The organism is Pedobacter sp. HDW13, from assembly GCF_011303555.1.
In the GTDB taxonomy this organism is placed as follows: domain Bacteria; phylum Bacteroidota; class Bacteroidia; order Sphingobacteriales; family Sphingobacteriaceae; genus Pedobacter.
Genome location: NZ_CP049868.1, coordinates 3,187,260 through 3,198,828 on the forward strand (window position 1 = coordinate 3,187,260; position 11,569 = coordinate 3,198,828).

Sequence of the window (11,569 nt, forward strand, 5' to 3'; positions counted from 1 at the left end):
TGTATTTTAAAATGATGCGTTAAGACCGAGTAAAAACGTACGGGTTTTCGGGTAGAAGTTGTTATAATCTATACCCGGGGCAGCACCGCCTTGATTAATCTCAGGATCAATTCCCTTGTACCCTGTAATGGTAAATAAGTTATTGGTTGATAAATAAACCCTAACATTATTTACATACTTAACCGGGTTTTTAAAATTGTAGCCTAAAGTTGCATTATCCAAACGCACATAAGAACCATTTTCGATATAACGATCTGAGTAGAACGAGTTTCTGGTATCCGTTACTTTATCATCGGCAGCGCTGTTTAGTATGTTATTCACTGCTGCACCTGCGGTGTAAGATAAATCTGCTTTGGTGGCGTTAAATATTTTATTGCCAAAGGTTCCCCTTAAAAAGATGTTCAGCTCTAATTCTTTATACTTGAAGGTGTTGCTCCAGCCCATTAACACTTTTGGCTGTGCATTGCCCAGGTAAAAATAATCGGTTCCAATGCCCGGAGTGGTTGTTGTAGAACCATCGCGCTTATAAAACAATGAATTACCACTGGCATCTTTACCTGCATATTTTAGCGTGAAAAACTGGCCAAGCGGGTAACCCACTTTTAGGATTTGTAAAGTTGCATTGGTTTGTCCCGGTCCTTCAGGATCTGAGTAACGAATAGAATCGGCATTGGAGATTGGGCCTTGTAAGCTGGTAATTTTGTTTTTGTTGTAAGCCATGTTAATGGTGCTTAACCAAGAGAAACTTTTGGTAGTAACCGGCGATACATTTAAGCTTACTTCGATACCTTTATTGTTGATGCTACCACCGTTTGCATACAATTGGCCACCGGGAACAAGTGCAGGTGGTACACCGTATTTGAAAAGCATGCCATTTGTGTTTTTATCATACACATCTACACTACCTGTAATTTTGTTGTTTAAGAATCCAAAATCAACACCAAGGTTTTTGGTTGATGTTCTTTCCCACTTCAAATCGGGGTTTGAACCTTGTATTGGTGCATAGGCTGCTGCCTGAACGCCATTATTGTAGTAAGTACCACTAATGCCATAAATTAACTGTCCATAATAGGCACCTATACCCGATGAGTTCCCGGTAACGCCATAACTGGCACGGATTTTTAAATCACTAACGAAAGATTGTCCTTTCATAAAACCTTCTTCGCTTACTCTCCAGGCTAAACCAACGGATGGGAAATAGCCCCATTGGTTATTTTTACCAAAGGCTGAGCTTCCGTCACGTCTGATTGAACCTTGTAAAAGATATCTACCCTTGTAGTTATAGTTTAACCTGAAAAAATCGGAGATTGACAAAATTCTTGCATAGGTTAGGTCGTTTCCTAAATTAATGCGGTAAGACGGAATGGCATAGGGATTACCCAAAGTAAGGTTTTGGAAGCCAACAAAATCAGTTGGGAAATTTGTACTTGAAGTTTGAAAACCATCACCAACAATATTATCCTGATAGCTATAGCCCAGAACAGCATTTAAGGTGTGATCGCCAATTTTCTTATCCCAGGTTAAGAAGGTTTCTAATATTTTATTGGTGTTTTCGAAGGTGCTTCTTAAAGCCGATCCGTTGGTGCCAAATACACCACCAATAAGGGTGTGTGCAATGCCAATACCTGGATCGGGATTGTTATAAAAGTTCGATGTTGGGTATTTCCCAAAATAACTGCTGTAGAACTCGCCATGGTTAGCAGTTGTTTTTTGATAAGAAAGGTTAATGTTGTAGGTAAAACCGAAAGGCAGTTTAACTTCCGTATTAAAGCCGCCAATTAAAACGTTGTATTTTGTTTCGTCCTGTGCATTATCGGCAATAGCCAAAGGATTAAAGTAACCTGTGTTATTCAGGTTTTCGAAGTAAGTTCCATCTGCATTGAAAATTGGAGAAACAGGTAAGCGTTTTGCGGCCTGTAGCAATACAATGTTTTGTAATGGTTCGTTAATAGATTTGCTACTTGAGTTAGACAGGTTTAAACTGAATTTTACTTTATCGTTAAAGGCATACTGATCGATGTTTAACCGGCCAATAATACGGTTTAATGAACTTTTAGATAAAATACCCTCTTTATTAAAATAGTTTAAGCTGGCGCTGTAGTTGCTGTGATCGGTACCTCCGCTAAAGGAAAGGTTGTGGTTTTGCGAATAAGCAGTAGAACGCTCAATGGCTTTCATCCAGTTTACATTTTCGCCTTTATCATCATTTGGCGAAAATGCTACCTTGTTGGCAGTAAGGTAAGTTCTTAATTGATCGGCATCCATTAAATCGAGCTGATTACTTACTTTTTCAGCAGCTACATAGCCACTGTAGTTTAACTGTGGCTTGCCTGATTTACCACGTTTAGTGGTTACTATGATTACACCACTAGCCGCACGGTTACCATAAATAGCAGTTGCTGCAGCATCTTTTAACACATCGATTGATGCAATATCGGCAGGCGCTATCGCTGCAATATCGGCTCCGGGGATACCATCAATTACGTAAAAGGGTGCTCCCGGACTGTTAATGGTAGATGCACCACGTAAAATTACTGCCGCAGGTTTGTTTGGGTCGCCACTGGCGCTAATGTTCAGACCCGGAACTTTACCTTGTAGCAACTGGCCAACATCTGCAATTGCGCCTTTATTTAATTCTTCGGGTTTTACCGAAGTAATGGCACTCGATAGGCCCTTGCGCGAACCTTTTCCGTAGCCTACCACAACAACATCTGTAAGTGAGGTATTGGCTTCGCTAATGGTTACTTTGTAGTTAGAACCCGTACCTATGGTAAGTTCTTTTGGCTCGTAACCCATAAAGGTAAAAACAAGTTTGTCGCCCGTTTTTGCGGTAATACTAAATGCGCCATTGTCGCCGGTAACGGTAACCTTATTGGTTCCTTTAACCGAAACGGAGGCCCCTATTATAGGCATATTGGCATTATCCAATAAGTTTCCTGTAATTTTTCGTTCAGTTTGCGCAAAGGCAACGTTGAACGATTGGCTGATAAGCAGAAAGAGCAAAATAATGCAGCCATAATTTAAGCTTTTGAATTTTGATTTCATGATTCTTGTAGCATTAGGTTCATAATTTGGTTTGTTAGTTTGGTATATTAATATTTGGTTTTTTAAAACTTAATGCTGGTAGGAAGATATTTAGCCACAAGAGCTTCGTAATAAGGTTTTAGTTCTGCCCAGCTTTTTTGGTTGGGGTTTTTCGAGTAGAGGTCGTATGGATTAAAAAGTCTTACCCATTTAAACAGCTCGTGGTCTTTTTCGCTCATCAAATGATCGTAAGCGTTTTCGCGGTGCTGGGCATAAAAAGAGTGGTACCTGAGCATGTACAAACCCGCCTCTGGAATGTAGGGTTTCATCATGTGGTACACATATTCATCGTGCCCCCACGACATGTGTACGTTATCCAAACCGCAGTTTTGGGTATATACGCCCAATTTGGTTTGATATTCTGGATTATTAATATCAGGATTAAGCTTAAAGAATTCGGGATATACGATTTTATCTGAATAGGCACAGCCAACCGGAAAGGTATCGCCTACTACTGCCCATTGTGGTTCTCCGTAAAGGCAGAGCACTTTTCCCATGTCGTGTATCAGGCCAACCAGTACCATCCAATCGGGGTGGCCATCATTGCGGATCGCTTCCGATGTTTGTAAAAGATGTTGCATCTGGTCCAGATCGGTATCAGGGTCAGAATCATCAACCAGTTTATTCAGGAAATCAAAAGCACTCCAAACGGGCATTTCTTCTTTATCGAATTTCAAGTATTCAGCTTTTTTCTGCTGAACAAAATCGTAGGTTTGGTAGGTATGGTTTAATTTGTAAAATTCCTTTACGCCATCTTTCTCTGTTTCTTCGTAATTTCTGAACTGTTCTTCTTTTTTATCCGCATTAATACTTGTCGGATCCGGGTAGCGGATTAAGATATCCTCTTCCCATTGGTCAAGATTTTTCAATGGATTCTGATTGTCCTTCGAAAGTGTGTTTTCGTTGCTCATAAGACTAGAAATGATTTGGTTAAATAATATGCTTTGGTTGTATAAAGTTGAGTTTTTGAAAACTTAAACTTTTACGTTTGGCCAATTTTATTTACTTAAACGATTACGTAATTTTTTTTTTTTGGTTTGTTATTTGTTGATATACAGTTGTTTAATTTAATTTCGGGTAGCTGCTCGGTTATTGCAGCTTTTAGCGAAATAGATGTGTTAAATAACCGTTGTTGTTACGATTATTTTGTATTTTCGTATAAGCGGATTGGATTTGTTACATGTAACCTTTCATCCGTAATTGATAACCAGATAGTTTACCCTTTATAAGAAATGCATCAAGTTTAACCTGGTGCATTTAGGCTTTTCCTTTTTTATCCAGATCGCTAAACCTAACATCAGGAATGGAATGACGGATGGTATAAAAGACAGGAGGATTGGCTGTGTGGTTGTCGATAAATCAAACAAAAACTAACAATACTTAAGGATTTAAAGATGTCGGGAGAGGTTAATATCAAAAGGCTTGCGCAGGAGTTGAATATCTCTATTGCCACGGTTTCGAAGGCGCTGAATGATAGCTATGAGATTAGCTTAAAAACAAAGAACAGGGTGTGGACACTTGCAAAAGAACTGAACTATACACCAAACCCTGCGGCAAGTAACCTCAGGAGTAACAAAACCAAAACCATTGCAGTTATTATTCCCTGTGTAGCCAATAACTTTTTCTCTCTGGCCATTAAAGGGATTGAAGAAATAGCCAGGCAATATGGCTACCATGTGCTCATTTACCAAACCCACGAAGACACCGAAATGGAAATGTCGTTTACCAACAGCCTGCTTAACGGCAGGGTAGACGGGATTTTAACATCGGTATCGAGCAATGAATACAACAATGAGTATTATAAAAACCTGGTAAATAAGATACCAATGGTGTTTTTCGACCGCGTTTACGAAGAACTCGATACTTTTAAGGTAACTACCGATGATTACCAGATCTCGTACACGGCTACCGAACACCTGATTGAACGCGGCTGTTCGAAAATCGCTTACTTGTACGGGCTCGAAAAACTTCCGGCAGGCAGGGCCAGGTTTTCAGGCTATTGCGATGCCTTGCAGGCACATGGTTTAATGGTAAGTGAGGAATTGGTGGTGCATTATAGCGAAGATGAAGAAACCAACCTGCAAAACATCAGCACATTGTTTAAGCAACATGCACCGGATGGTCTTTTCTCTTCAATAGAAGAATTTATTATACCGGCCTATTCGGCTTGCGTGGACTTGCAGTTGCAAATTCCTCAGGATGTTAAAATACTGAGCTTTTGCAATATGAGCTCGGCTAAACTGCTTAATCCTTCGTTAACCACCATTACACAACCTGCATTCGAAATCGGAAATGAGGCTGCAAAATGCCTGTTTAAGGTTTTAAATAAAAGGGGTATTGGCGATGATAAAGATATTGTGCTTAAATCTGTACTGATTAAACGGGCATCAACAGAAGGTTAATGATTACCTGTTTTTGGGCGGTATATCCGAAAACGTTTACGTAATTAAATAAAAGCTTTAAGGCTTTAACCTTGGGGATTTTTTCTGAATTTTAAAAAAAACCAAATATAATCATCCCTTTTATGAACCACCTTTCTGTGCTCGATTGCATCGTATTTTTTATCTACTTTATTATCGTATCTGCTTATGGCTATTGGGTTTATCGTAGTAAAAAAAAGAAACAAACCGATACCAAAGATTACTTTTTGGCCGAAGGTTCGCTAACCTGGTGGGCCATTGGGGCATCCATTATCGCTTCTAATATTTCTGCAGAGCACTTTATTGGCATGTCGGGTTCGGGTTTTGCCATGGGGCTGGCCATTGCCAGTTACGAGTGGATGGCTGCTGCTACGCTGATTATTGTAGCGGTGTATTTTCTGCCCATTTATTTGAAGAACAAGATTTACACCATGCCGCAGTTTCTCTCCAGGCGTTATAACAATACCGTAAGTACTTTAATGGCTGTTTTTTGGTTGCTGGTGTATGTGTTTGTAAACTTAACTTCTATTTTCTTTCTGGGTGCTATTGCTATTGAAACCATTACCGGCATCTCGTTTAATACCTGTATTGTATTTCTGGCTATTTTTTCGGCCATTATTACCCTGGGCGGCATGAAAGTGATTGGTTATACCGATGTAATCCAGGTGTTTGTGCTGGTTATTGGCGGATTGATTACCTGTTACATGGCTTTGAAACTGGTTGCAGAGAAGCTCGATACGCATACCGTACTGGGCGCGCTTCCACTTTTAAAAAGCGAAGCATCAGACCATTTCCACATGATTTTTTCGAAAGGTGATAAGTTTTATAACGAGCTGCCTGGCATTGCCGTGCTGATTGGTGGTCTTTGGATCAATAACCTGAACTATTGGGGTTGTAACCAATACATTGTACAGCGTGCCTTGGGTGCCGATTTAAAAACAGGCAGGAACGGATTAATCTTTGCAGCCTTTCTAAAATTACTGATACCGGTAATTGTGGTTATTCCGGGTATTGCAGCCTTTGTACTGTATCAACGAGGCTATTTTCAAGCCGAAATGCTCGATGCTGCGGGGGTAGTGAAGCCCGATCATGCCTATCCGGTATTGATGAATTTGTTGCCTGCAGGCATAAAAGGTCTGGCCTTTGCGGCCTTAACGGCGGCTATTGTGGCTTCCCTGGCCGGAAAATCGAATAGTATTGCCACCATTTTTACACTCGATATTTATAAAAAATACATCAAACCCGAAGCGTCAGAACGCAGGTTGGTTGCCGTAGGTCGCTGGTCTGTGGTATTGGCCTCGCTTATTGCCATTGTGGTGGCGCCAGCTTTAAGAAGTTTCGATCAGGTTTATCAGTTTATACAAGAGTATGTTGGTTTTATTTCGCCGGGAATATTTGCCATTTTCCTATTGGGCTTTTTCTGGAAAAGAACAACCTCGCGCGCTGCGCTTGCCGCCGCTATGGTAACCATCCCCTTGTCTATTTTCTTTAAGTTTCTACCTACAATTAGCAATGGATTAATCGGTAACATACCTTTCCTTAACCGGATGTCGTGGGTTTTCGTTATCGTTATTTTACTGATGGTTGTGGTAACACTCACCGATCCAAAAAGCAAAGACAATGAACAAGGGCTGGAAATAGACCGCACTATGTTTAAGGTTAGCCCTGCATTTGCAGTATGCTCGGTAATTATCTGTGGTATTCTGGCCGCGCTGTACATTGTATTCTGGTAAACAGATACAATACCAATCGGCGGTAGTTTTATTAAGTAAGAATCAATTCAACAATAATGAAAATTAAAGTATTCATTGCGCTTGCCCTGCTGTTTTCGATTAGGGTAGTTGCACAACAAACCTATAACATTAAAAAGTTTGGAGCTGTTGGCGATGGAAAAACAAATGATGCCATTGCCATTCAAAAGGCAATTAATACCTGTAATGCTGCAGGTGGCGGGCAGGTAGTTGTACCCGCAGGCCATGTGTTTTTAAGTGGCCCGTTCGATTTAAAATCCTTTGTTGAGCTACGGGTAGAAGGCGGCGCGAAAATTTTAGCAAGCCCCGATGAAAGCCTGTACACCAAAAGTGCTTTCCGCGAAAATAAAGGCGAAGGAACCATTTGGATAGGTGGTGAAAAACTGGAGCAGGTAAGCATTACCGGCAGTGGTGTAATTGATGGCAACGGAATTTCTTTTATGGGCGAAGAGCTAAGCGATTCTTATGTATTGAAACCTTTTAACGTTGTAGATCCGCGCCCGCACCTGCTCACTTTAATCGACTGTAAAAAACTGAATATTGATGGGGTTACTTTTCAAAATTCGGCCTATTGGACAGTGCATCTGGTAGGTTGCAACGATGTTTCCATTTCGAATATTACCCTGCTAAACAGCATTAAAATAAGAAACAGTGATGGCATTGATTTAGACCACAGTAAAAATGTGAGGATCAACAACTGTTATATCGAATCGGGCGATGATTGCATTTGCCTTAAAAACCGCCGCGAATATGAAGAATATGGCGCCTGCGAAAATATTGTGATTAGCAATTGCACCATGACTTCGAGTTCTTGTGCCATTAAAATAGGCTCTGAAAATATGGACCGCATTAGCCATGTACTCATTAATAACTGCAATATCCGCAACAGCAACAGGGGCTGGGTATCCAAAACCGCGATGAAGGAACCGTGAGTGATGTGGTTTTCTCGAATATCCTGGTCGAATCGAGGCTTTTTACTGATGTTTGGTGGGGTAAAGCAGAGCCGATTTACATTACTGCCTACCCGCGTGCTACCGCCAATAACAAAGATGCCGGCTGGCGTTTACCAAAGGGGCAAACCAAAGGCAAGGTAGGGGCTGTTACCAATATTTATTTCAGCAATATCCGTTGTACTGGCGAAAGTGGCGTGTACATTAGCGGCGAAAGCAGGAATAAGATTTCGAATATTTATTTCGATCAGGTAAGTGTGCTCCTGAATAAAACCACTAAAGAAACTGGCGGGGTGTACGATCGCCGGCCGAGCAATGTAGAGGGGCTGGTAAAAAGTTCAATTGCTGGCTTTTACTTCGAAAACACCGGGTATGTAAGTTTAATGAACAGTGCGGTAATCTGGGGTGCAAATAAACCTGCTTATGCGGGTAAAGCTATCGAACAGAAAAATACAGCAGACATCCGGGTGGTGAATTTCCATGAAAATAAAAATGCACAGTAATTGCTTTCGTAAAGAAAAAGTGACAAATGAGGCGCAGATTTACTTAAACGCTTTAGTAAGTATTTAATCGAATAACTTAAACGTTTACGCAAATAAATAGGAGTATATTGGATTTAACAACCCGATTTTTTTAACAACTTAGCCTAACAGTAGTGCTGTTTTAACCGTTTCTATTGTGTATTTATTGGTTTGAGATGAAAAAAAGTATAAACGTGTTGGTCGATTTATTTGGGCAGTCGATTATTGAGTTGCCTGTTACCTACACCATTAGCACAGATGAAGCCAGACCCACCGAAGCGATGGTGAGCTGCAAAATTACGCTGGCTGATGATGATATTCCGGGCTGGCTTTATTCCAGGAATTTCAGTTTCTTTTTCTCCCAAACCAATAACGCCAATGCCGCTATACTCTCTATTTGCCGTGCTGCCGGAAAACAAAATGTTTATTACGAACAGATGCTCAACGTGGTTTCCGATTATATCTGGTTAAAGGAACTTTATCCCGAAAAGCAGAAGAGCAAGGTAACGTACTAAAGCAGACTGCAGAGTGGGGTAACCCAACATCGAAATTGATATGACAACCAAATATAAAAAATTAGAACAAACCTGGCGCTGGTATGGGCCCAACGATCCGGTAAGCTTACAAGATGTAAAACAGGCTGGCGCTACAGGTATAGTTACGGCATTGCACCATGTGCCGCATGGCGAAGTATGGACTGTTGCTGATATTATGGAACGCAAATCGATTATCGACGCTGCAGGCCTAACCTGGTCGGTGGTAGAGAGCGTTCCGGTACACGAAGCCATTAAAACCCGTAGGGAAGATGCTGGTAAGTATATCGAAAACTATAAAATTTCACTTCAGAACCTGGCAGCTTGTGGCTTAAAAACAATATGCTACAACTTTATGCCTGTGTTAGACTGGACCCGTACGCAACTCGACCTCGAAATGACCGATGGTTCGAAAGCGTTGTATTTTAACTGGATAGACCTGGCTATTTTTGACCTGTATATACTCAAAAGACCAAATGCTGAAGCCGATTACCCGGCATCGGTTTTAACACGGGCAGCAGAACGTTTCAGCACACTCGATCAGCAAGCCCTGGATGCGCTGCGGGTTAACGTGCTGATGGGGATCCCGAACGAAAAGGAGATCGAACTCGAAACCCTTCAAAATAGTATTCAGGAGTATCAGGCCATAGGCTTTGATGGCTTAAGAGCAAATCTGGTGTATTTCCTTTCGGCTATTGCCGGGGTTTGCGAAAAGGAAGGTATTAAAATGACTATCCATCCCGATGATCCTCCATATCCCATTTTGGGCCTGCCCCGAATTGCCAGCACAGCCAATGATTTCGAATTTATATTAAAAAGTGTAGACCAGCCTTTTAACGGCGTGTGCTTTTGTACTGGTTCGCTGGGAGCGGGCGTAGACAATAATGTGCTCGAAATTTTTAACGTGGTAAAATCGCGTACTTACTTTGCACATCTTCGTAATGTAACCAAAGATAGCGATGGAAGTTTTTACGAGGCCGATCATTTGGGTGGCGATGTAAATATGTACGAGATTATGAAAGCATTATCAGCAGAAAATGCTTTAAGAGATATTGCCATTCCTTTCAGGCCCGACCACGGTCACCAGATGCTCGATGATTTGGGCAAACAAAGTAATCCGGGTTATTCTGCCATTGGCAGATTAAGAGGGCTTGCTGAGCTTCGCGGCCTCGAGGTGGGTGTAACCGGAAACTATTAAGGAGCTAATTATTATTTATCATCCATGCAGCAAAAGATATCAATAAAAGACATTGCAAACCATGTTGGAACATCTATTACAGCGGTATCTTTTGTAATCAATGGCAAAGCCAAAGAAAAACACATCAGCGATAAATTAGCTGCAAAAATACAGAAGGCGATAGATGAGCTGGGTTACCAACCTAATTTACTCGCCCGGAGTTTAAGAACCGGAAAGTCGAACATTATCGGCTTTCTGGTTGATGATATTTCTAAACCCTTTTTCTCGGGCCTGGCCAGGGCCATAGATGAAAAGGCGGCCGTTCATGGCTATAAAATTATCTTCAGCAGTACAGGGAACGACAGGGAAAGAACAAACGAAATCCTGAATATTTACCAGGAAAGGCGTGTTGATGCTTATGTTGCAGCCCTTGCCGAAGGGTTGGAGACCGAAATTGGCAGGCTTATTGGCGGCGAAACGCCCATTGTCCTTTTCGATCGTTACCTGCCCGGACTTGATGCCGATTACGTATTAACCGATAATTTTTGGTCGACAGCTGCCGCAACGCAACACCTGCTCGATAATGGTTTCGAAAAAATTGGCTTTATTACCATCGATACCCAACAGCAACAAATGCTCGATCGCTTGCGCGGATACAGCGAAGTACTGGATCGTGCCGGGAAAGCCCAGGAGGTTTTAAAAATCAAATATCTGGATTCGGAGCGTACTACCCAGCTAATTAAAACCTTTTTACAAAACAATCCACATTTAGATGCCGTAATTTTTGCCGCTAACTACCTCACTATGGATGGACTCAAATTATCGCGCACCGGCGATGAAGCACTGCTTCAAACCAAAGGGGTAATCTCTTTTGATGATTTCGAATTGCTTGAGTTTATCAGGCCATCCATTACTGCGGTAGAACAACCCATTGAAGCTATTGCCGAAAATATTATCCAGCTCCTGCTTAAAAAACTAGCGGGTGGAGTCGGCAGTAAAGCAGCCAAACCTGTGGTGATTAACCTGCAGGCCAAACTAAATATACGGCAATCGAGTAAGCCCCTAAATGCTTAATTCTATTCTTCATTAATCAGCGATCCTGCTTCCTTAAAAAGTTAGCCCCCTTTCAGTTA

9 protein-coding genes are annotated in these 11,569 nt (G+C 41.4%); 7 read left to right on the forward strand and 2 right to left on the reverse strand.

Annotated elements, in window-relative coordinates:
• Positions 1-6 precede the first annotated feature (6 nt).
• Together G7074_RS13655 and G7074_RS13660 are read right to left on the reverse strand one after the other, a co-directional pair.
• Positions 7-3,045 (reverse strand): SusC/RagA family TonB-linked outer membrane protein, encoded by a 3,039-nt coding sequence (locus tag G7074_RS13655; protein ID WP_124558283.1) that lies wholly within the window; start codon positions 3,043-3,045, stop codon positions 7-9.
• 62 nt (positions 3,046-3,107) lie between these two features.
• Positions 3,108-3,995 (reverse strand): inositol oxygenase family protein, encoded by an 888-nt coding sequence (locus G7074_RS13660; RefSeq protein WP_124558284.1) that lies wholly within the window; start codon positions 3,993-3,995, stop codon positions 3,108-3,110.
• A 483-nt stretch (positions 3,996-4,478) separates the two neighbouring features.
• Here G7074_RS13660 and G7074_RS13665 point away from each other — a divergent pair, with 483 nt between their 5' ends.
• From G7074_RS13665 to G7074_RS13690, 7 genes are all read left to right on the forward strand, one after another.
• A complete protein-coding gene (locus G7074_RS13665) occupies positions 4,479-5,486 on the forward strand; it encodes a LacI family DNA-binding transcriptional regulator (RefSeq protein ID WP_124558285.1) in 1,008 nt (335 codons plus the stop codon).
• 122 nt (positions 5,487-5,608) lie between these two features.
• Positions 5,609-7,237, forward strand: a complete 1,629-nt coding sequence (locus G7074_RS13670) for a sodium/sugar symporter (protein WP_124558286.1) — start codon at positions 5,609-5,611, stop codon at positions 7,235-7,237.
• 56 nt (positions 7,238-7,293) lie between these two features.
• The gene (locus tag G7074_RS26610) at positions 7,294-8,187 is read left to right on the forward strand and encodes a glycoside hydrolase family 28 protein (protein WP_205944046.1); all 894 of its coding nucleotides are present in this window, start codon (positions 7,294-7,296) and stop codon (positions 8,185-8,187) included.
• A complete protein-coding gene (locus tag G7074_RS26615) occupies positions 8,184-8,708 on the forward strand; it encodes a hypothetical protein (protein ID WP_205944047.1) in 525 nt (174 codons plus the stop codon). Before G7074_RS26610 ends, G7074_RS26615 begins: the two co-directional genes overlap by 4 nt.
• A gap of 194 nt (positions 8,709-8,902) precedes the next feature.
• Positions 8,903-9,241, forward strand: a complete 339-nt coding sequence (locus tag G7074_RS13680) for a hypothetical protein (RefSeq protein ID WP_124558288.1) — start codon at positions 8,903-8,905, stop codon at positions 9,239-9,241.
• Positions 9,242-9,281: 40 nt separating this feature from the next.
• On the forward strand, positions 9,282-10,457 hold the full coding sequence (uxuA, locus tag G7074_RS13685; protein ID WP_124558289.1) for a mannonate dehydratase: 1,176 nt from the start codon (positions 9,282-9,284) through the stop codon (positions 10,455-10,457).
• 24 nt (positions 10,458-10,481) lie between these two features.
• Entirely contained in the window at positions 10,482-11,510 is a 1,029-nt protein-coding gene (locus tag G7074_RS13690; RefSeq protein ID WP_124558290.1) for a LacI family DNA-binding transcriptional regulator, read from the forward strand.
• Positions 11,511-11,569 lie beyond the last annotated feature (59 nt).

Coding starts and splice junctions, on each gene's coding strand:
- G7074_RS13655 (WP_124558283.1), bottom strand. CDS start 3,045: ATGAAATCAAAATTCAAAAGCTTAAATTATGGCTGCATTATTTTGCTC.
- G7074_RS13660 (WP_124558284.1), bottom strand. CDS start 3,995: ATGAGCAACGAAAACACACTTTCGAAGGACAATCAGAATCCATTGAAA.
- G7074_RS13665 (WP_124558285.1), top strand. CDS start 4,479: ATGTCGGGAGAGGTTAATATCAAAAGGCTTGCGCAGGAGTTGAATATC.
- G7074_RS13670 (WP_124558286.1), top strand. CDS start 5,609: ATGAACCACCTTTCTGTGCTCGATTGCATCGTATTTTTTATCTACTTT.
- G7074_RS26610 (WP_205944046.1), top strand. CDS start 7,294: ATGAAAATTAAAGTATTCATTGCGCTTGCCCTGCTGTTTTCGATTAGG.
- G7074_RS13680 (WP_124558288.1), top strand. CDS start 8,903: ATGAAAAAAAGTATAAACGTGTTGGTCGATTTATTTGGGCAGTCGATT.
- uxuA (WP_124558289.1), top strand. CDS start 9,282: ATGACAACCAAATATAAAAAATTAGAACAAACCTGGCGCTGGTATGGG.
- G7074_RS13690 (WP_124558290.1), top strand. CDS start 10,482: ATGCAGCAAAAGATATCAATAAAAGACATTGCAAACCATGTTGGAACA.